Origin of the sequence: Nguyenibacter sp. L1, assembly GCF_035199985.1 — a bacterium.
In the GTDB taxonomy this organism is placed as follows: Bacteria; Pseudomonadota; Alphaproteobacteria; order Acetobacterales; family Acetobacteraceae; genus Gluconacetobacter; species Gluconacetobacter vanlangensis.
In genome coordinates, this window is record NZ_CP127015.1 from 4,023,830 (window position 1) to 4,044,727 (window position 20,898).

The 20,898-nt window shown below is 69.5% G+C and carries 21 protein-coding genes; 17 read left to right on the top strand and 4 right to left on the bottom strand.

Annotated elements, in window-relative coordinates; genetic code table 11:
* Positions 1-46: 46 nt before the first annotated feature.
* The 4 genes from QN315_RS18250 to QN315_RS18265 form a co-directional block, all read right to left on the bottom strand.
* Positions 47-1,735 carry a M3 family oligoendopeptidase gene (locus QN315_RS18250; RefSeq protein ID WP_323990818.1) on the bottom strand — a complete coding sequence of 563 codons (1,689 nt, stop codon included), beginning with the start codon at positions 1,733-1,735 and terminating at the stop codon, positions 47-49.
* Between the two features lie 65 nt (positions 1,736-1,800).
* The gene (locus tag QN315_RS18255) at positions 1,801-2,799 is read right to left on the bottom strand and encodes an LLM class flavin-dependent oxidoreductase (protein ID WP_323990819.1); all 999 of its coding nucleotides are present in this window, start codon (positions 2,797-2,799) and stop codon (positions 1,801-1,803) included.
* A gap of 22 nt (positions 2,800-2,821) precedes the next feature.
* Positions 2,822-4,795, bottom strand: coding sequence for an OPT family oligopeptide transporter (locus QN315_RS18260; protein ID WP_323990820.1), 1,974 nt, complete (start codon positions 4,793-4,795; stop codon positions 2,822-2,824).
* Positions 4,796-4,808: 13 nt separating this feature from the next.
* Positions 4,809-5,399, bottom strand: a complete 591-nt coding sequence (locus tag QN315_RS18265; RefSeq protein WP_323990821.1) for a hypothetical protein — start codon at positions 5,397-5,399, stop codon at positions 4,809-4,811.
* A gap of 257 nt (positions 5,400-5,656) precedes the next feature.
* On the opposite strand from QN315_RS18265, the gene ispH reads away from it, so the two are divergent.
* The 17 genes from ispH to leuB all read left to right on the top strand — a co-directional run bounded on the left by ispH (position 5,657) and on the right by leuB (position 20,811).
* Complete coding sequence (gene ispH, locus QN315_RS18270; protein ID WP_176641256.1) at positions 5,657-6,655, top strand: 4-hydroxy-3-methylbut-2-enyl diphosphate reductase; 999 nt, start codon at positions 5,657-5,659, stop codon at positions 6,653-6,655.
* Positions 6,656-6,670: 15 nt separating this feature from the next.
* A complete protein-coding gene (locus QN315_RS18275) occupies positions 6,671-7,699 on the top strand; it encodes a homoserine kinase (RefSeq protein WP_323990822.1) in 1,029 nt (342 codons plus the stop codon).
* Positions 7,689-8,195, top strand: coding sequence for a ribonuclease HI (gene rnhA / locus QN315_RS18280; RefSeq protein ID WP_176641553.1), 507 nt, complete (start codon positions 7,689-7,691; stop codon positions 8,193-8,195). The genes QN315_RS18275 and rnhA overlap by 11 nt, the downstream gene beginning before the upstream one ends.
* Before the next feature lie 23 nt (positions 8,196-8,218).
* Positions 8,219-9,166 (top strand): nucleoside hydrolase, encoded by a 948-nt coding sequence (locus QN315_RS18285; RefSeq protein WP_323990823.1) that lies wholly within the window; start codon positions 8,219-8,221, stop codon positions 9,164-9,166.
* A 194-nt stretch (positions 9,167-9,360) separates the two neighbouring features.
* Positions 9,361-10,326, top strand: a complete 966-nt coding sequence (gene pstC, locus QN315_RS18290; protein WP_408904551.1) for a phosphate ABC transporter permease subunit PstC — start codon at positions 9,361-9,363, stop codon at positions 10,324-10,326.
* A gap of 85 nt (positions 10,327-10,411) precedes the next feature.
* A complete protein-coding gene (gene pstA, locus QN315_RS18295) occupies positions 10,412-11,314 on the top strand; it encodes a phosphate ABC transporter permease PstA (RefSeq protein WP_323993639.1) in 903 nt (300 codons plus the stop codon).
* Between the two features lie 34 nt (positions 11,315-11,348).
* Positions 11,349-12,146 carry a phosphate ABC transporter ATP-binding protein PstB gene (pstB, locus tag QN315_RS18300; protein WP_323992573.1) on the top strand — a complete coding sequence of 266 codons (798 nt, stop codon included), beginning with the start codon at positions 11,349-11,351 and terminating at the stop codon, positions 12,144-12,146.
* Positions 12,147-12,165: 19 nt separating this feature from the next.
* A complete protein-coding gene (gene phoU, locus QN315_RS18305) occupies positions 12,166-12,867 on the top strand; it encodes a phosphate signaling complex protein PhoU (protein WP_323990824.1) in 702 nt (233 codons plus the stop codon).
* A gap of 180 nt (positions 12,868-13,047) precedes the next feature.
* The gene (locus QN315_RS18310; protein ID WP_323990825.1) at positions 13,048-13,590 is read left to right on the top strand and encodes a Spy/CpxP family protein refolding chaperone; all 543 of its coding nucleotides are present in this window, start codon (positions 13,048-13,050) and stop codon (positions 13,588-13,590) included.
* A 184-nt stretch (positions 13,591-13,774) separates the two neighbouring features.
* A complete protein-coding gene (gene ffh / locus QN315_RS18315) occupies positions 13,775-15,160 on the top strand; it encodes a signal recognition particle protein (RefSeq protein WP_323990826.1) in 1,386 nt (461 codons plus the stop codon).
* A gap of 65 nt (positions 15,161-15,225) precedes the next feature.
* Entirely contained in the window at positions 15,226-15,570 is a 345-nt protein-coding gene (gene rpsP, locus QN315_RS18320; RefSeq protein ID WP_176641433.1) for a 30S ribosomal protein S16, read from the top strand.
* Between the two features lie 40 nt (positions 15,571-15,610).
* Entirely contained in the window at positions 15,611-16,219 is a 609-nt protein-coding gene (gene rimM / locus QN315_RS18325; RefSeq protein WP_323990827.1) for a ribosome maturation factor RimM, read from the top strand.
* A complete protein-coding gene (gene trmD / locus QN315_RS18330; RefSeq protein ID WP_176639966.1) occupies positions 16,216-16,962 on the top strand; it encodes a tRNA (guanosine(37)-N1)-methyltransferase TrmD in 747 nt (248 codons plus the stop codon). The genes rimM and trmD overlap by 4 nt, the downstream gene beginning before the upstream one ends.
* Before the next feature lie 25 nt (positions 16,963-16,987).
* Positions 16,988-17,368: a 50S ribosomal protein L19 gene (gene rplS, locus QN315_RS18335; protein WP_176639967.1), complete on the top strand. Its 381-nt coding sequence runs from the start codon at positions 16,988-16,990 to the stop codon at positions 17,366-17,368.
* Between the two features lie 239 nt (positions 17,369-17,607).
* Positions 17,608-19,011: a 3-isopropylmalate dehydratase large subunit gene (gene leuC / locus QN315_RS18340; RefSeq protein WP_323990828.1), complete on the top strand. Its 1,404-nt coding sequence runs from the start codon at positions 17,608-17,610 to the stop codon at positions 19,009-19,011.
* A gap of 3 nt (positions 19,012-19,014) precedes the next feature.
* Positions 19,015-19,638: a 3-isopropylmalate dehydratase small subunit gene (leuD, locus tag QN315_RS18345; RefSeq protein ID WP_176639969.1), complete on the top strand. Its 624-nt coding sequence runs from the start codon at positions 19,015-19,017 to the stop codon at positions 19,636-19,638.
* Between the two features lie 60 nt (positions 19,639-19,698).
* Entirely contained in the window at positions 19,699-20,811 is a 1,113-nt protein-coding gene (gene leuB / locus QN315_RS18350; RefSeq protein ID WP_176639970.1) for a 3-isopropylmalate dehydrogenase, read from the top strand.
* The last annotated feature ends 87 nt before the right edge of the window (positions 20,812-20,898 follow it).

Sequence of the window (20,898 nt, forward strand, 5' to 3'; positions counted from 1 at the left end):
TTCATTTCCGCGCCGTCACGCGGCGTCATCCGGCCCGCCGGCCGCCTCAGCGCATCTGCAGGTAATTTTCCGCCTCGGCCACGATATCGGTCAGGGTGCCCGGGGCGAACGGGCTTTCGAGCCCGGCGGCGGCCAGCAATCCGGTAAAGGGCTGGGCGCCCCCCAGCGCGCAGAGGTCGGTGTAGGTCGCCATCGTGCCGTGCCGGTCCTTGCGGGCACGCAGCCAGAACTGCATCGCGCAGCATAGAGCCAGCGCATAGTCGATGTAATAGAAGGGCGAGCGGTAGATATGGCCCTGGGCCTGCCACCGGCCGCCCTTGGCCGGCCATGCCAGGTCGCCCCAGTCGCGCCAGGGCATGTAGAGCCGTTCGAGCTGCAGCCAGGTCGCGTGCCGATCCTGGGGCGACATGTCCGGGCGGGCATAGACCTCATGCTGGAAATGATCGACGCAGGCCCCGTAGGGCAGGAAGGTCAGGGCGCCGATCAGGTGGGCGCGGCGGAACCGCTCGGCCGCGCCGTCCTCGACCATCAGGTCGATATGGGGCCAGGTGAGGAATTCCAGCGCCATGGAATTGATCTCGGCGGCCTCCATGGTCGGCCAGAGCAGGTCGATCCCGGGCAGGTCGCGGCTTTTCCAGTTCTGGTAGGCGTGGCCCATTTCGTGCGTGAAGACGGCGATGTCGTGCGGCGTGCCGTTGAAATTGGCGAAGATGAACGGCATGCCGATGCTGGGGAAGGCGGTGCAGAACCCGCCCCCGGCCTTGCCCGGGCGGTTCTGCAGGTCGAGATAGCCGCCCTGGACCATCCCGGCATAGAACGGACCCAGATCGCCGCCCATGCGGTCGAACATGGTCCGGGCGCGTTCGAGCAGCAGGTCGTGGCCGCCGGCCGGACGGGGATTGCCCAGCGGGTCGATCAGCGGCTCATCCCATGCGCGCAGCCGGTCCCAGTTCATGGTCAGGCGGCGATTTTCCATGATGGCCGCGACCAGGGGGACCACATGGGCGCGGATTTCGTCGCGGAAGCGCGCGACGTCCTGGGGGCCGTAATCGACCCGGCGCATTCGACGATAGCCCAGCGCCACGTAATTGTCATAGCCGAGTGTCCTGGCCATGCCGTCGCGGACGTGGACCAGACGGTCATAGAGCGTGTCCAACTGCGCGCCATGGCCGGCGAAGACGTCCCAGCGCGCGCGTTCCGCCTGGTGGCGGACGGTGCGGTCGAGATCCTCGGCGAACGGGGCGAGGCCGGAGAGATTGACCGTGCGGTCGCCGATCGTCACCCGGGCGGCGGCCAGCAGGGCGGTATAGTCGGCGGCCAGGCGGGATTCTTCCTCGAGCGCCGGGCGCAGGCGCGTATCGAAGGTGGTGATGTCGGTTTCCCACAGCCGGACGGTATGGGTGCCAACGGCATGCAGCAGCCCGGCGCGGTTGGGATCGTCCAGCAGGCGGCGCTTGATGCCGACCTCGTGCTCGGTCACCAGGGGGGTCAGGCCGTCGGCCAGTTCGCGGTCGGCGCGGGCCTGGGCCGAGCCGGTGTCCTGCGCGAAGCGGAGCGCCACCATGGACGCCCAGCTTTCGTAGGCGCGGCGTTCGGTGTCGAACAGCGCCAGCGCGTCGTCGCGCTGACCGGCATCGAGCAGGGCGTTCACCGCGCCGAAGGCCCGGGCCAGGCTTTCGGCGGTGGGGGCAGGGAAAGCGAGATCTTTGAACGGGATGGAGAATGGGATAGGCATGGGCGGATCATCGCACCGGCGATGCGGGCCGTCCATCGTTCCGTGTCAGCCCGTGTCAGCCGGTGTCAGCCCGCGTCGGCCAATTGCCGGTGGGCGGCGGCGGCGAGGGAGAAGGAATGCAGCCGGGCCGCGTGGTCGTGGATGGCGCCGACCAGCATCAGCTCGTCGGGGCGGTGGCGGGCGATGAAGCGCGCGAGGCCCGCGCGCAGCGTCTCGGGACCGCCGACCACGGCGCAGGCCAGGGCGCGTTCGACGCCGGCGCGTTCCATCTGGCTCCATAGCCCCTCGGTCGAGGCGACGGGCGGCGGGAACTGGCCCGGCATGCCGCGGCGCAGCGCCACGAATTGCTGCTGGTGCGAGGTGAAGAGCATGCGGGCCGCGTCGTCGCTGTCGGCGGCGATCACATTCAGCCCCAGCATGACATAGGGCTGCGCCAGCCGGGGCGAGGGGGTGAAGAGCTGGCGGTAGAGGGTGACGGCCTGTTCCATCTGGTCGGGCGCGAAATGCGACGCGAAGGCGAAGGGCAGGCCGAGATGGGCCGCAAGCTGGGCCGAGAACAGGGAGGAGCCCAGGAGCCAGACCGGGATGTCCAGCCCGGCGCCGGGAACGGCCCGTACGCGCTGGCCGGGGACGGGCTCGTCGAAATAATGCAGCAATTCGACGACGTCCTGCGGGAAGCGGTCGGCGCTGGCGGGGTCGCGCCGCAGCGCGCGCATGGTTTCCTGGTCCGAGCCGGGGGCGCGGCCCAGCCCCAGGTCGATCCGGCCGGGAAAGAGGCTTTCCAGCGTGCCGAACTGTTCGGCCACGGTCAGCGGCGCATGGTTGGGCAGCATGATGCCGCCGGCGCCGACGCGGATGCTGCGCGTGCCCGCCGCCAGATGGCCGATCAGCACTGCGGTCGCGGCCGAGGCGATGCCCGGCATGGCATGGTGTTCGGCCACCCAGTAGCGGTGAAACCCCAGCGCCTCGGCATGGCGGGCCAGGTCGAGGCTGTTGGCGAAGGCGGCGGCGGCGGTGCTGTCGCGGACGATCAGCGACAGGTCGAGGATCGAGAAGGGAATCACCGGGATGGGACCTCCTGAGATGTCATTCGCGCCGGATCGAGCGTCCGAACCAGATGCATATGGCGACGAAGACCAGGAATCCCAGTAATTTCGGCACGTCGCCGGCATGGGACGGCAGGATCGAGAGCGTGTCGTCGCGCCCGGTGGCGCCGGCGACCGCGGCGAGCAGCACGCCGGTCAGGCTTTCGCCGACGATGAAGCCCGAGGCCAGCATGGTGCCGATGCCGGTTTCGGCCCGGAGCGCGGGGCGGCCGCGGGTGCTGATCCAGCCGATGACGGCGCCGATGGCGAGCGTGACGCTGACCGAGGGCGGGAGATACAGGCCGATGCCGACGGCGAGCGGCGGCAGCGCCGCGCCGCGCCGGCGCAGCAGCAGGTCGGCCGCGATCAGCACGACGCCAAGGGCGGCGCCCAGCGTGATCATCGTCCAGTCCAGCCGGTGCAGGAAGATGCCGTTGACGAGGGTGACCAGCAGGGCCGGCTGCGGCGCCGCCAGGGCGTGGGCGGGGTCCATGCCCGGGCGGGGCAGGGCGCCGACGAAGCCGTACGCCTGGTAGAGCAGTTCCAGCACCGGCGGGATGACCACGGCGCCGCTGGCGCAGCCGACCAGCAGGGCGGCCTGCTGGCGCCAGGGGGAGGCGCCGACCAACTGGCCGGTCTTGAGATCCTGGAGATTGTCGTTGGAAATCGCCGACGAGGCGACGATGGCCGACAGCACGAACAGCGCGAAGGCGACCGCCAGCCGCTGGCCGCCGGCGGAGAATTCGGCCGGCGTCCAGCCCAGCCGTTCGAGCCCGAGCAGGAAGGCGGCGATCATGACGGTGGCGATGATCGCGATGCCGGACAGCGGCGAGGAGGACGAGCCGACGATGCCGGCCATGTAGCCGCAGGCCGCCGCGACCAGGAAGCCGAACAGCCCGCAGAACAGGGTGGCGGCGAGGGCCGCGGCGAGCATGCCGCGCGCGTCCGCCGTTCCCGGCAGCAGGAAGGCCGCGAACAGGCCGAACAGCACGCCCAGGGACAGCAGGGTCAGCAGCGTCAGGGTGCGGGGGGAGAGGTCGCGGTGACGGTCGCCGTCGCCGACCGACCGGCCGGCGCGCAGCATGTCGCGGATGCCGGCGGCGACGGGACGGGCCAGCGCGGCCAGGGTCCAGACGGCGGCGACCGCGATCGTGCCCGCGCCCATGAAGCGGACCTTCTGCGCCCAGAGCTGGGTCGCGTAATCGGCGGCCGGCAAATGGGCGGTATTGGGCAGCAGCAGGCTGAGCATCGGCACCGCGGCGCCCCAGGCGATGACGGCGCCGGCGAGCATGGCGATGCCGCCCGCGATGCCGACCAGGTAGCCCGCGCCGAGCAGCGCCAGCGAGAAGCCGGCCGAGGCGCGGAAGACCGCGCCGCCCCAGACCGCGGTCGCCGACGCGCCGTCGGCCAGCACCCGCAGCCCGCCGGTGGCGAGCGTGACCACCGCCGAGACCAGGCCGCCGGTCATGAGCGCCTGCAGGCTTTCGGGACTGCCGCTGTCCGAGCCGGCCTTGAGGATTTCGGCCGCTGCGACGCCCTCGGGGTAGGGCAGGCTGCTGTGCGTCACCATCGCCCGGCGCAGCGGCACGGTGAACAGCACGCCGGTCATGCCGCCGGCCAGCGAGAGCAGCATGACCTGAAAATAGGGGAAATGCTGCCAATAGCCGATCAGCACCAGGCACGGGAACGAGATGAACACGCAGGACAGCGTCCCGGCCGCCGAGGCCTGGGTCTGGACCAGGTTGTTTTCCAGGATCGTACCGCCGCCCAGCGCCCGCAGCACCGACATCGAGATCACGGCCGCCGGGATCGACGAGGCGACCGTCAGCCCGATCTTGAGCCCGAGATAGACGTTCGAGGCCGTGAAGACGACGGTGATGAGCGCGCCCAGGATCAGGCCCCGCACGGTCATTTCGCGCATGCGGGCCGATGCGGGAGCCGATGGGGGGGCCGGTGCGGGTGTGATGGCTGTCATGTCCGCTCCGCGATCAGAGCGGGTGGAAGGCGGGGGTGAGCAGGTGGGCGCGATTATAGTCGAGCTGCGCCCGGGTGAGCTGGAAGCCGACCTCGATATGATAGCTGTCGACCGTGACGTGGTGCCCGATGGGCAGCGTGATCGGGACGATATGGGTGAAGATGTGCGTCTCGGTCACGTTGGGCGGGAAGGTGACGGTTTCGACGAACTGCTTCTTGCTCTTGATCTCGCCGTCCTGGACGACCGCGATGAAATAGGGAATGTCCACCGCGTGGCCGGTCGCGGGGCCCCGGCTGACGGTCAGGCCCAGGCTGATGTCGGTGACGATGTCATGGGTGTGCCGGCCGGCCGCGCGGCAACTGCCGCTGACGCGGGTCAGGCTGGCGCGGGCGACCAGGTGGCCGACATCGTGCGTCTCGCCATCGTAGGCCGCCAGGTCGGCGGCGGGGCCCGGGACCTCGACGAGCGGGCAGGCGGGGGCGAAGGCGTTCGGATTGTCGGCGTCGCAGGCAGTCAGCAGAATCGCGAGCGGCAGGAGCGCCAGGCCGCAGAGAAGGGCGGGACGGCGGGGGCGGCGCGGGCCGGTCGGAATGACGATGGTCATGCTGGGGTCCGGGGTCTCGTTTTCTCGGTCAGGTTGCGGGCGGCCGTGGGGACGGATGGTCCGCGGCGTGTGTTTCTGTGGCGTCGGTCGGACGGGTATGTCCAAATGCGCCGGAGTCGCAGGAAAATGGCTTGCGCCATGTCCCTGCTTTGCGTAGGGCCGAACCAGCATCGGGATGCAGCGGCCGGCCGGAGGCTGCCCTCGGCCCGTATCCTATACCGCCCGCCGGACGTTTGGGGAACACCATGCCAGATCAGATGATTCACACGCCCGATCCCGCCCCGGCCCTGGAATCGGCCGACGCGCCGACCCGGTCGCTGAAGGTCCTGCTGGCCGGTCCGCGCGGGTTCTGCGCCGGTGTCGACCGGGCGATCCGGGTGGTCGAGGAAGCGATCCGCCGCTATGGCGCGCCGGTCTATGTCCGGCACGAGATCGTCCATAACCGTACGGTGGTCGAGGCGCTGGAGGCGCAGGGGGCGATCTTCGTCGAGGAGCTGGACGAGGTGCCGGCCGACGGTCATGTCGTCTTTTCCGCCCATGGCGTGCCCAAGAGCGTGCCGGCCGAGGCCGAGCGGCGCAACCTGCTGTATCTGGACGCGACCTGCCCGCTGGTATCGAAGGTGCATCGCGAGGCCGAGCGCCATTTCGCCGATGGCGGCCCGGAGAGCCGGCATATCCTGATGATCGGCCATGCCGGGCATCCGGAGGTGGTCGGCACGATGGGCCAGTTGCCGCAGGGGGCGGTGACCCTGATCAATGATGCCGAGGAGGCCCGCACCGTACAGCCGGCCGACCCGGCGCGCCTGGCCTTCATTACCCAGACCACGCTGTCGGTCGACGACACAGCCGAGATCGTCGAGATCCTGCGCCGCCGCTTTCCGCTGATCGAGGGGCCGAAGCGCGAGGATATCTGCTATGCCACGACCAACCGGCAGGAAGCGGTGAAGGCGATCGCGCCGGGCTGCGACCTGGTGATCGTGATCGGTTCGCCGAATTCGTCGAACTCGCAGCGCCTGCGTGAGGTGGCGGAGCGCTCGGGCGCGCCGCGCGCCCTGCTGGTGCCGCGCCTGGGCGACCTGGACTGGTCGGTGCTGGACGGGGTGAGCACGCTGGGAATCACCGCCGGCGCGTCGGCGCCCGAGGCGCTGGTGCAGGAGATGGTGGCGGCGCTGGCCAAGCGCTTTACGCTGGAAATCGAGGAACGGACGGTCAAGGAAGAGAACGTGATCTTCCGCCTGCCGGCGCCGCTGGGCTGAACAGAACCCGCTTGCATGGCTGTCTATACGGATGTGTCCGACGGGGCGTTGCGCGCGTTTCTGTCGGCGTACGATATCGGGGCGCTGACGGCGTTTCGCGGCATTGCCGAAGGGGTCGAGAACAGTAATTTCGTTCTGCGCACCACGGGGGGCACCACGGGAGGCGCCGCAGGGAACGCCAAAGGGGGCGTTACGGGGAGCGACTTTATCCTGACCCTGTACGAGCGGCGGGTGAATCCCGAGGACCTGCCCTGGTTCCTGGGGCTGATGGGGTATCTGTCCGACCATGGCCTGTCCTGTCCGCGCCCGGTGGCGGCGCGGGACGGGGCGGCGCTGCGCGTGCTGGCCGGGCGGCCGGCGGCGATCACCACTTTTCTGCCCGGCGTCTGGCCGCGCGCGGTGACGGAAGCGCATTGCGGGCCGGTCGGCGCCGCGCTGGCCCGGCTGCATCTGGCCGGGCAGGGATATGACGCCGTGCGCCCCAATGCCTTGGGCCCCGAATCCTGGCCGGGCCTGCTGGATTCCTGCCGGAGAGACGGCGATTCGGTGCAGCCGGGGCTGGTGGCCGAGCTGGATGCGGCGCTGGCGGAGATCCTGCCGGCCTGGCCGGCGCCGGGCGCGCTGCCGCGCGGGCAGATTCATGCCGACCTGTTTCCGGACAATGTCTTCTTTCTGGACGGCGCGGTGTCCGGAATCATCGATTTCTATTTCGCCTGCACCGACATCCTGGCGTACGATGTCGCGATCTGCCTGAACGCCTGGTGTTTCGACGCGCAGGGGCGGTTCGACGCGGCGCGGTCGCGCGCGCTGATCGCGGGGTACGAATCGGTTCGGCCGCTGAGTGAGGCGGAGCGCGCGGCGCTGCCGGTGCTGGCGGCGGGGGCGGCGATGCGGTTCCTGCTGACCCGGCTGTATGATTGGGTGAACACGCCGGCCGGCGCGATGGTGACACGCAAGGACCCGCTGGATTACCTGCCGCGCCTGCGGTTCCATCGCGCGGCATGGGCGGACGCGTCGTCGGGGGCGGCGGATCATGGTTTCTGACGCCGAGCGGCCGGCCGAGGCGGATGCCGAGACGGATCTGTCGCTGGTCGAGATATGGACCGACGGGGGGTGCAAGCCCAATCCGGGGCCGGGCGGCTGGGCGGCGCTGCTGAAATTCCGGGGCAGCGAGCGTGAGATTTCGGGCGGCGCGGCCGAGACCACCAACAACCGCATGGAACTGACGGCGGCGGCCGAGGCGCTGGAGGCGCTGAAGCGTCCGTGCCGGGTGGTGCTGCATACGGACAGTGAATATGTGCGCAACGGCATCACCCGCTGGCATACGGGCTGGGTGCGGCGCAACTGGCGCAACGCCGCGGGCGATCCGGTGGCCAACATGGATCTGTGGCGGCGGCTGCTGGATGTGAGCGCCCGGCACGAGGTGAGCTGGCGCTGGGTGCGCGGCCATTCGGGCGACGAGAACAATGAGCGGGTCGATCGCCTGGCCACCGAGGCGCGCGACGCGCTGGGGGTGGCGTATCCGACGCGCCGGCGCTGAGTCCTGACGTGGAGGGCTGGGGGATGATCCGTCCCATCATCATCGATACCGATCCGTCGCCGGACGATGCGGTGGCGTTCCTGATGGCGCTGGCCTCGCCCGACGAGCTGGAGGTGCTGGCGCTGACCACCGTGGGCGGCAACGTGCCGCTGGCGCTGACGACGCGCAACGCGCTGATGGCGCTGGAGCTGGCGGGGCGGGGGGACGTGCCGGTCTATGCCGGGGCGGCCGGGCCGCTGATGGGTGCGCTGCGGACCGCCGAGCACGTCCATGGCGCCACCGGATTCGACGGCTACGACCTGCCGCCGCCCGGCCTGCGCGCGGCCGAGGGATTCGCGCCGGACCGGATCGTCGAACTGGTGATGGCGCGGCCGAAGGGCAGCGTCACCCTGTGCTGCCTGGCGCCGTTGACGAATGTCGCGCTGGCGATGGGCCGCGAGCCGCGCCTGGCGGAGCATCTGCACGGAATCGTGCTGATGGGCGGCGCGCGCGCCGAGGGCGGCAACATCACGCCGGCGGCCGAATACAACATCCATGTCGACCCCGAGGCGGCGGCCCGGGTCTTCGCCTCGGGCGTGCCGATCACGATGGTCCCGCTGGATTGCACCCACCAGGCGCTGACCACGCAGGCCCGCATGGCGCGGCTGCGCGCCGTCGGCACGCCGCTGGCCGAGGCGTTCTATCACCTGCTGCTGTTCAACAAAGGCTATAACGCCCACCAATGGGGCACCGACGGCGGGCCGCTGCATGATCCGACGGTGATCGCGGCGCTGTTGCGGCCGGACCTGTTCAGCGGCCGGCTGGCGCATGTGGGGATCGAATGCCACGGCGCGCTGACCCGGGGCATGACGGTCATCGATTGGTGGGGCGTGAGCGGAGAGGCGGCGAACGCGCTGGTGCTGAACCGGCTGGATGCCGAGGGATATTTCGACCTGGTGATCGAGCGACTGTCGCGCTTTGGCCGCGCCTGAGCGGAAAGCGCCCGGGAGGCGCGATCGGCGGTTGCGGGGGCGGGGGGCGGTCCAGTAATGGTCGCGCGGACAGGCCGCGCCCGGCATGAGGCCGGGTGTGGCCGATTGCCGGCGCGGCGCAGCCCGCGCGCCTGATTCTGACGACGCGTCCGGGGGATTCCCCGATTCCGGGCGCCCATTCCAGCGGAGCCTGCATGGAGCCTTCGACGCCGTCACCCCCTTCGACCATGGTGGCCGCGCGGCGGGCGGCGGGCGGTGTGGGGGATGCGATCTTTTCGGCCGCGGTGCGGCTGAGCGGGTGGTCACTTCTGGCGCTTCTTGGGGGTCTGATCGGGGTTCTGGCGTGGGGCGGGGCGCAGGCATGGGGTGCGTTCGGCCCCGGCTTTGCGTGGAGCACGGCATGGAACCCGGTGTCGGAGCATTTCGGGGCGCTTGCGCCGGTGTTCGGATCGGTGATGACGACGGTGCTGGCGCTGCTGATCGCGGTGCCGCTGGCGTTCGGGATCGCGTTCTGGCTGGTGGAGATGGCGCCGGGGTCGGTCGCGGGGCCGATCGGCATGGCGGTGCAGCTTCTGGCGGCGGTGCCGTCGATCATATTCGGGATGTGGGGCTTCTTCGTGATCGTGCCGGTGATGGCGCGGGTGGTGCAGCCGTGGGCGAACCGGCATCTTGGGCATGTGCCGGTGCTGGGGGTGCTGTTTCACGGGGCGCCCTACGGGACGGGGCTGCTGACCGGCGGGCTGGTGCTGGCGGTGATGGTGACGCCGTTCGTGTGCGCGGTGATGCGCGACGTGTTCACGGCGATGCCGGCGCAGATCCGCGAGAGCGCCTATGGGCTGGGTGCGACGCGGTGGGAGGTGATGCGCAGCGTGATCCTGCCCTGGTCGCGTCCGGCGCTGGTGGGCGGGGTGATGCTGGGGATGGGGCGGGCGCTGGGCGAGACGATGGCGGTGACCTTCGTGATCGGCAACGCCAACCGGATCGGCTGGTCGCTGTTCGCGCCGGGGAACACGATCGCGTCGCTGATCGCGCTGGAATTTCCCGAGAGCGCGGCGGGCAGCCTGAAATTGTCGTCGCTGCTGGCGCTGGGCTTCATCCTGATGGTGATCTCGTTCGTCACGCTGGCCTGCTCGCGGGTGCTGCTGCGGCGGGGGGCGTGAGATGGCGGACCGGGAGAACGGGACGATGAGCGGCGGCGCGGCGCCGGGTGACGCGACGTCCGGTGACGCGGCGCCGGGTGACGCGATGTCGGGAGAACTGGCCGGGGTGCCTGCGGCGCCGTCCGGGGCGGGCTGGGGGCGCGGCGGCCGGCTGGCGGCGCGGCGGCGGCTGGCGGACCGTCTGGCGACGGGGCTGAGCCTGGGGGCGACGGGGATCGTGCTGCTGGCGCTGGGCTCGATCCTGCTGACCTTGCTGGCGCGGGGGCTGCCCGGCCTGTCGGCGGGGACGCTGGTGCGGGTGATGACGCCGCCGGGCGGCGGCGGGGGGCTGGCGAACGCGATCGCGGGCAGCCTGGTGCAGACCGGGTTGGCGGCGGCGATCGGCACGCCGGTGGGGCTGCTGACAGGGATCTACCTGTCGGAATACGCGACCGACGGGCGTGTGGTGGCGGTGGTGCGGTTCGTGTCGGACATGATGCTGTCGGCGCCGTCGATCCTGGTGGGTCTGTTCGTGTATCTGGCGCTGGTGGCGCCGGTGGGGCATTTTTCTGGCCTGTCGGGGGCGGTTGCGCTGGCGATGCTGTTCGTGCCGGTGGTGGTGCGGACGACCGAGGACATGCTGCGGCTGGTGCCGCTGACGATGCGCGAGGCGGCCTATGCGCTGGGGGCGCCGAAATGGCGGGTTGTGCTGCAGGTGTGCCTGCGGGCGGCGCGGGCCGGGGTGCTGACGGGGATCCTGCTGGCGGTGGCGCGGGTATCGGGGGAGACGGCGCCGCTGCTGTTCACCTCGCTGGGGAACATGAACTGGTCGCTGTCGCTGGACGCGCCGATGGCCAGCCTGCCGGTGGCGATCTATCAATATGCGGGGTCGGCGTATGACGACTGGGTGCAACTGGCCTGGACGGGCGCGCTGCTGATCACGGCGGGGGTGCTGGTGCTGAACGTGGTGGTGCGGATGTGGCACCGGCGGCTGGGCGCGGGGCAGTAGGGCCATGGACGGTGCGCCGATGGGACATCAAGAAATGAGGGACGGGGTGATGCAGGACGTGCCGGCGGCGGATGCCGCGGCGCCGGCGCTTTCGGTGCGTGGGCTGGATTTCTGGTATGGGGCGAACCGGGCGCTGCGGGACATCACGCTGGATTTTCCGGCGCGGCGGGTGACGGGGATGATCGGCCCGTCGGGGTGCGGCAAGTCGACGCTGCTGCGGGTGCTGAACCGGATGTATGATTTGTATCCCGGGCAGCGGGCGACGGGGGAGGTGACGTTCGACGGGCGGAACATCCTGTCGCCGGAGATGGACCTGAACGTGCTGCGGTCGCGGATCGGGATGGTGTTCCAGAAGCCGACGCCGTTTCCGATGTCGATCTACGAGAACATCGCGTTCGGGGTGCGGCTGCACGAGACGCTGACGCGGCCGGAGATGGATGCGCGGGTCGAGGACGTGCTGCGGCGGGTGGCGCTGTGGGGCGAGGTGAAGGACCGGCTGGGGACGTCGGCGACGGCGCTGTCGGGCGGGCAGCAGCAGCGGCTGTGCATTGCGCGGACGATCGCGACGCGGCCCGAGGTGATCCTGCTGGACGAGCCGACCAGCGCGCTGGACCCGATCTCGACGGCGCGGATCGAGGAATTGCTGGACGAGCTGAAGGCGGAGTTCACGATCGCGATCGTGACGCACAACATGCAGCAGGCGGCGCGCTGCGCGGACCGCGTGGCGTTCTTCTACCTGGGGGAACTGGTCGAGGTGGACAATGCCGACCGCATGTTCACCGCCCCGCGTGAGCGCCGCACCCAGGACTACATCACCGGCCGCTTCGGCTGATACGGGAAGGAGGGGCAGCGTGGTCAAGGAACAGGCGCATACCGTCAAGAGCTACGAGCAGGAGCTGACCCAGTTGCGCGGCATGACCAGCGCCATGGGCAGGCTGGTCGAGCGGCAGAGCGCGCTGGCGATCGCCGCGATCGTCGACAGGGACGAGCAGGCGTCGCGCGAGGCCCAGGCGCTGGACCCGCAGGTCGATGCGCTGGAACGCGACGTCGAGGCGCTGGCGATCCGGCTGCTGGCGCTGCGCGCGCCGATGGCCGGCGACCTGCGCGAGATCGTGTCGGTGCTGAAGATCACCGGCGACCTGGAGCGGATCGGCGATTGCGCCGCCAGCGTCGCCAAGCGCGCGCGGAAGGTCGAGACGCAGCCCACTGACGTGCCGGTGGGCGGGCTGCGCGCCATGGGGCGGCTGGTGCATGAGAATCTGTGCCGGGCGATCGACGCCATGGCCCGACGGGACAGCGAGGGGGCGGTCGCGGTCTGGTACTCCGACGCCGCGATCGACGAGCTGTATACCGCCATGTTCCGCGAGCTGGTGACCTATATGATGGAAGATCCGCGCACCATCCGGTCCTGCACGCACCTGCTGTTCATCGCCAAGAATTTGGAACGGATCGGCGACCACGCCACCAATATCGCCGAGCGCGTCTATTATGCCGCCACCGGCGAGATGCTGCCGGCCGACCGGCCGCGCGGAAGCGCCAAGGCGGCCAAGTGACAAGGCCGGCCGTGACAGACGCGGCCCTGCGGCGGCTCTCGTCCGGTTGCAGGGCTTGCGATACAGCCTCTTACATTTCGTAGCATATTCGCCGGATTTCCGGACGGTCGGGCGTGATTACATTCCCATCGTCACCCCGGGACCATGGTTCCGGTTCATGGGAAGAGGAAAGGCCCGACGATGTTCAAGAAGACGATGCTGGCCATGACGGTCCTGGCGAGCCTGTCCGGCGGCGCGGCGCTGGCGCAGGACATGCCGCCCGGCCCAGGCATAGGTGATTACGGCATGGGCGATCATGGCATGGGCGGACCCGGCATGCATGGTGGTTTCGAGGGGCACGGCATGCATGGCGGGATGCATGGGGAAATGGCGCTCCTGGCCGGGCTGAAGCTGACGCCGGCGCAGCACAAGCAACTACACGAGATTTTCCAGGACGCGCGGCACGCGCATAAAGGCGACTGGAAGCAGCTTGGCGACCTGCATCGGCAGATCGAGGACGTGCTGCTGGCCCCGGGAGCGGTCGACAAGGCGAAGCTGACGACGCTGACGCAGCAGATCGAGGGCCTGCGCCAGGCGGAGGCCGCCCGGCGGCTGGACATCGCGGTGAAGATCCACGACATCCTGACCCCGGACCAACTGGCCCAGGCCAGGGCGCGGGTGGAGAAGATCCGCGCATTGCGCCAGGAGATGCGTGACGTGATGAAACCGGTCCCAGGCAAGTAAGGGGCGGGCCGGGGCCGCGTCGGGGCACGTTTCGTCCCCCGGCGCGGCCCGTGCGGTCGATTTCGTTGACAGGGAAGGGGGAGGCGGGTAAAGCCACCCCCATCATCAGGAACGCCACTCCGCGAGTGCTCGCGCAGTGGCGCGACGTCTTTTGGGGTGACAGTCCCCTTGGAGTGACGGGCCTTTGTTCGAGACGCTTTCCAGCAAGCTCTCCGGTGTGTTCGATGGGCTCGCCAAGCGCGGCGCGCTGTCCGAGGCCGATGTGGCCGAGGCGATGCGCGAGGTGCGCCTGGCGATGCTGGACGCCGACGTGGCGCTGCCCGTCGTCAAGGATTTCGTCGCCAAGGTGCGCGAGCGCGCCGTGGGGCACGAGGTGCTGGGCAGCATCTCGCCCGGCCAGGCGGTGGCCAAGATCGTCAATGACGCGCTGATCGACGCGCTGGGCGGCGCCGGGGCGGTGCCGCTGAACCTGAATGCCGTGGCGCCGGTGCCGATCCTGATGGTCGGCCTGCAGGGATCGGGCAAGACCACCACGTCGGGCAAGATCGCGCTGCGCCTGGCGACGCGCGAGCGCCGGAAGGTGCTGCTGGCCAGCCTGGACACCCAGCGCCCGGCTGCGCAGTTGCAGTTGCAGCAGCTTGCCGAGCGCGCGGGCGTGCCGTCGCTGCCGATCGTGCCCGGCCAGAGCCCGGTCGAGATCGCGCGCCGTGCGATGGATACCGGCCGGCGCGAGGGGTTCGACGTCGTCATCCTGGACACGGCCGGGCGCCTGTCGATCGACGAGGCGCTGATGGACGAGGTGCGGGCGATCCGCGCCGAGACGTCGCCGGCCGAAACCCTGCTGGTCGTCGATGCGATGACCGGCCAGGACGCGGTGAACACCGCGAAGGCGTTCAACGAGGCGGTGGGCGTGACCGGCGTCGTCATGACCCGCATGGACGGCGATGCCCGCGGGGGCGCCGCGCTGTCGATGCGCGCGATTACCGGCGCGCCGATCAAGCTGACCGGTTCGGGCGAGAAGCTGGACGCGCTGGAGGAGTTCCATCCCGAGCGCGTGGCCGGCCGCATCCTGGGGCTGGGCGACATCGCGGGCCTGGTCGAGAAGGCCGCCGATACGCTGGATCATGAAGAGAGCGAGAAGATCGCCCTCAAGATGATGCGCGGGCAGTTCGACCTGGACGATTATGCCGCGCAGATCCGCCAGATTTCCAAGATGGGTTCGCTGTCCGGCATCCTGGACATGCTGCCCGGCATGGGGAAGGTCAAGCAGGCGCTGGGTGACAAGGACCTGGATACGTCGGTCCTGAAGCGCCACCAGGCCATCATTTCGTCCATGACCAGGGCGGAGCGCAAGACGCCCGCCATCATCAAGGCGTCGCGCAAGAAGCGCATCGCCGCCGGGTCGGGGACCACAGTTCAGGACGTCAACCGGCTGCTGAAGCAGTTCGACGACATGTCCACGATGATGAAGCGGATCAACAAGCTCGGCATGAAGGGACTCATGCGCCAGGGGATGTCCGCTCTCATGCCCAAGGGGGCGAAACCGCCGGGCGGCCGTCCGTTCGGCTGACGGGATCGTCCAATCCGTTTCGCCTTGGTCCGTATCCAGAGTTTTCTTTCGGAGTAGTGTTTCAAATGAGCCTGAAGATCCGCCTTGCCCGCGCCGGTGCGAAGAAGCGTCCGTACTACCACATCGTGGTGGCCGACAGCCGTTCGCCCCGCGATGGCCGCTTCATCGAGAAGGTGGGCGCCTACAACCCGATGCTGCCGTCCGACCATGCCGACCGCGTGCGGCTGGTGAACGAGCGCATCGCGCACTGGCTGTCGCAGGGCGCGCTGCCGACCGACCGCGTGGCCCGCTTCCTGGGCAATGCCGGCCTGGCGCCGAAGCCCGCCTATAACGAGCAGCCCAAGAAGTCGGCGCCGAAGAAGCGCGCGCAGGAACGTGCCGCCGCCGCCGCGGCTGCCGCCGCGGCCTGATTGCGGACGACGCGGATAGGATTACGGGCAGGCTGAACCGGTGGATCGCGATCGTATCCTGATGGGTGTGGTGGGACGTCCGCATGGCGTGCGGGGGCTGGTGCGCGTGCACAGCTATGCCGCCGTGCCGGAGGACCTGGCCGCCTATGGGGTGCTGACCGACGACCGGGGGCAGGGCTGGACCCTGCAATGGCGGGGCGACGGCATTGCCGAGCTGCGCGATGCGGCGGGCCGGGCGCTGACCGGGCGCGACGCCGCGCAGGCGATGGTGAACCGGCGGCTCTATGTCGCGCGGGCCAGCCTGCCGGAGCCGGATCAGGACGAGTTCTATTTCACCGACCTGATCGGCCTGGACGTCTGCCTGGAGGGGCGCGACGCGTCGTGCGGCGCGTCCTTGGGGCGGGTGCTGACGGTCCATGACTATGGCGCGGGGGTCAGCCTGGAGATCGGCGGGAGCGGCCATGCGCCGCTGATCCTGCCCTTTACCCGGGCGTGCTTTCCGGTCATCGACGTGGCGGCCGGGCGGATCGTCGCGGTGCTGCCCGACGAGGTCGAGGTCCAGGGCGACGTCTCGCGTCCGGATGCGGTCGAGGTCTCGAAAGTCGAGATTTCGAGGGCCGGGGTCCCGGAAGTCGGAGCGGCGTCATGACCTGGCAGGCCACGATGCTGACCCTGTTTCCGGACATGTTCCCCGGTCCGCTGGGCCAGTCCCTGGCCGGACGCGCGCTGGCAGACGGGCTGTGGTCGCTGCGGACATGCAATCTGCGCGAGTACGGGCTGGGGCGGCACCGCACCGTGGACGATACGCCGTTCGGAGGCGGGGCCGGCATGGTCATGCGTCCGGACGTGGTGTCCGCGGCGATCCGCGACGTCGCGCTGGCCGGCAGGCCGCTGGTCTATCCCACGCCGCGCGGCCGTCCGCTGCGCCAGGAGGATGTCCGCCGCTATGCCGGCGGGCCGGGCCTGGTGGTGCTGTGCGGCCGTTACGAAGGGGTGGACGAGCGGGTGCTGGAGGCCAGCGGGGCCGAGCAGGTTTCGATCGGCGATTATGTCCTGTCAGGCGGGGAGATGGCGGCGCTGGTGCTGCTGGATAGCTGCGTGCGGCTGATCCCCGGGGTCATGGGTTCCGACGCCAGCGGCACGGAGGAGAGTTTTTCCGACGGGTTGCTGGAATATCCGCATTACACCAAGCCGGCGAGCTGGGAGGGGCGCGAAGTGCCCGACATCCTGCTGTCCGGTCATCATGCCGCCATCGCGAACTGGCGGCGGACTGAATCCGAGATCGCGACCCGGACGCGCCGACCCGATTTGTGGGCGGCGCGCCTGGAGCGCGCCGGCCAAGATCGCGCCCGCCCGGCCAGCCCGACGGCTGAGCCGAAGCGGACGCATTGACTGTTTTCAAGCGAAGGACTCGATCATGAACATCATCCAGCAATATGAGGCCGACGAGATCGCGCGTCTCTCGGCCGCCCGTGCGGTACCCGAATTCGGCCCCGGCGACACGGTCCGCGTGTCGGTCCGCGTCGTCGAAGGCGAGCGCCAGCGCGTCCAGGCCTATGAGGGCGTGGTGATCGCGCGTTCGAACAAGGGGCTGAACAGCAACTTCACCGTGCGCAAGATCTCGAACGGCGAGGGCGTCGAGCGCATCTTCCCGCTCTATGCGCCGGCGATCGCCGAGATCAAGGTCGTGCGCCGTGGCGCCGTGCGCCGCGCGAAGCTGTACTACCTGCGCGGCCGCCGCGGCAAATCGGCCCGTATCGCCGAGCGCGCGCGCGAGACCGTGGCGGCCGGGGCCTGATCCCGCGGCCCGGCCCGTTCGGCCCTCGAAATGTTTCCCGGGGGTGATTGCCGAGGGGTTTCCCGGGGCCGGGCCATGTGGCGGCGCATTCGCGTCTCCCCTTGCGGGGGGACGAGGCGCGTCACGATATCGACCGGGTTCGTCGTCCCGCCGCCCGTCCGTCACGACGGGCGGCGGTGTCGGCGTTTCCGTATGAATTCACACGTTTCCGTGTGAAAGCTGTGCAGAGAGGAAGACCGATGGCCGCACGTACGCTGTTCGACAAGATCTGGGACAGCCATGTCGTGGAGCGGCTTCCGGACGGTACGGCGATCCTTTATATCGACCGCCACCTGGTGCATGAGGTCACCAGCCCGCAGGCCTTCGAGGGGCTGCGCATCAGCGGGCGGCGTCTGCGGCGGCCGGATGCGACGATCGCGGTGGTGGACCATAACGTGCCGACCTCGGACCGCACCCTGCCGATCGAGGAGCCGGAAAGCCGCAACCAGATCGAGACCCTGGAGCGCAATGTCCGGGCGTTCGGCGTTCCGTATTTCCCGCTTCTGTCCGAAAATCAGGGTATCGTGCATGTGGTGGGCCCCGAGCAGGGGATTTCGCTGCCGGGCATGACCATCGTGTGCGGCGACAGCCATACCTCGACCCACGGGGCGCTGGGCGCGCTGGCGTTCGGCATCGGCACGTCCGAGGTCGAGCATGTGATGGCGACCCAGACCCTGCTGCAGAAGCCGGCGAAGAACATGAAGGTGGTCGTCGAGGGCACGCTGGGCCCGGGGGTGACCGCCAAGGACGTGATGCTGGCGATCATCGGCAGGATCGGCACGGCGGGCGGCACCGGCCATGTGATCGAGTTCGCCGGCTCGACGATCCGCGGGCTGGACATGGCCGGGCGGATGACGATCTGCAACATGTCGATCGAGGCCGGCGCCCGGGCCGGGCTGGTGGCGCCGGATGCGGTGACGTTCGACTATGTGCGCGGCCGGCCCTATGCCCCGAAGGGCGAGGCGTTCGAGCAGGCGGTGGCGTACTGGAAGACGCTGGCGGCGGACGAGGGCGCGCAGTACGACAAGGTGGTCGAATTGCGCGCCGAGGATATTCCGCCGGTCCTGACCTGGGGGACCAGCCCCGAGACCGTGATCCCGGTGACGGGCGCCGTGCCGGACCCCGCGGCCGAGGCCGACGAGGCGCGGCGCGCGCAGATGCAGCGCATGCTGGATTACATGGGCCTGCAGGCCGGACAGAAGATCGCCGGCGTGCCGGTCGACGTGGTCTTCATCGGGTCCTGCACCAACAGCCGGATCGAGGATCTGCGCGCGGCGGCGTCGGTCGTGGCGGGGCGGCACGTCGCGGACGGCGTGCGGGCCATGGTTGTGCCGGGGTCGGGCCTGGTGAAGGCGCAGGCCGAGCGGGAGGGGCTGGATCGGATCTTTCGCGAGGCGGGGTTCGAATGGCGGGAGGCCGGCTGTTCGATGTGCCTGGGCATGAACCCGGACAAGCTGACGCCGGGCCAGCGCTGTGCCTCGACCTCGAACCGGAATTTCGAGGGGCGGCAGGGGCCGGGCGGGCGGACGCACCTGCTGTCGCCCGCCATGGCGGCGGCGGCGGCGGTGACGGGACATCTGACAGACGTGCGGGAGCTGATCTGAGCCATGGAAAAATTCACCGTCCTGACCGCGATCGCGGCGCCGCTGCCGGAAGCGAACATCGATACGGACAAGATCATCCCGGCGCGTTTCCTGAAGACCACCAAGCGGTCGGGCCTGGGCGTGCATGCCTTCGACGGCATGCGCTACAACCCGGACGGATCGGAACGCCCGGATTTCGTGCTGAACCAGCCGCCTTATCGCGATGCCGGGATCCTGATCACCTATGACAATCTGGGGTGCGGGTCGTCGCGGGAGCATGCGCCATGGGCGCTGCTGGATTTCGGCATACGCTGCGTGATCGCGCCGTCCTTTGCCGACATCTTCTTCAACAACTGCTTCAAGAACGGCATCCTGCCGATCCAACTGCCGCGCGAGACCTGCGATGCGCTGATGGAGGATGCGCGGCTGGGGGGCAACGGGCGGCTGACGGTCGATCTGGAGCGCCAGGTGGTCATCCGCCCGGACGGGGCCGAGATCGGCTTCGAGATCGATCCGCTGCGCCGGCACCTGCTGCTGGAGGGACTGGACGATATCGGCCAGACCCTGCAGCACGAGGCCGCGATCGGGGCCTTCGAGACGGCGCGGGAGCGGGCGCAGCCCTGGCAGACGCATATCGTCGTGGCGTGATCCGCCAGGCCTGTCTGTCCGGCCCTGCCTGTCGATAAAAAAACGGGAGAGAACGACGAGATGAGCGCGACCAAGAAGCTGTTAGTCCTGCCGGGCGATGGGATCGGCCCCGAGATCATGCGCGAGGTCGCGCGGGTTGTGACGTGGATGGAGCGCGCGCGCGGCGTGGTCTTCGATATTTCCGAGGACCTGGTCGGCGGCGCGTCGCTGGCGGTGCATGGCGTGCCGATCCGCGACGAGGTGATCGCGGCGGCGAAGGCGGCGGATGCGGTGCTGTTCGGTTCGGTGGGCGATCCGCGATGGGCGTCGGCCGGTTTCGACCGGCGGCCCGAGATCGCGATCCTGAAGCTGCGCCAGGAACTGGAGCTGTTTGCGAACCTGCGTCCGGCCAAGGTGTTCGACGCGCTGGTCGATGCCAGCACGCTGAAGCCCGAGATCGTGGCCGGGCTGGACATCATGATCGTGCGCGAGACCGTGGGCGGGATCTATTTCGGCGAGCCGCGCGGGATCGAGACCCTGCCCGACGGCAGCAGGCGGGGCATCAATACCGAAATCTATACCACCGCGGAAATCGAGCGCGTGGCGCGGGTGGCCTTCGACCTGGCGCGGCAGCGCGGCAACCGCGTCTGTTCGGTCGAGAAATGCAACGTGATGGAAAGCGGGCTGCTGTGGAAGGAGGTCGTCACCGACCTGCATGCCCGCGACTATCCCGATGTCGAACTGAGCCACATGCTGGCGGATAATTGCGCGATGCAGCTTGTGCGCAATCCGCGTCAGTTCGACGTGATCGTGACCGGCAACCTGTTCGGCGATTTGTTGTCGGACCTGGCCTCGATGCTGACGGGCAGCCTGGGCATGCTGCCCTCGGCCACGCTGGGGGCGGTGGACGCGTCCGGCAGGCGTCCGGCGCTGTATGAGCCGATCCACGGCAGTGCGCCCGATATCGCGGGCAAGGGAATCGCCAATCCGCTGGCGCAGATCCTCTCATTCTCGATGCTGCTGCGCTATTCGTTCGGGATGGAGGCGGAGGCTGTGCTGATCGAGACCGCCGTGGCCAACGTGCTGGCCAGCGGGCTGCGTACCGCCGACATCATGAGCCCGGGCACGGCGCAGGTCGGCACCGCGGTGATGGGCGAGGCCGTGGTGCGCGAGCTGGACAAGCTGAACGGCTGACGCGGCGGGCGAGGCCGGGGCTCTTTTAAGCCAGGGGATTCTTTAAAAGGAATTTGCCTTTCCGGGCGCCGGGATCTCTGGAATTGT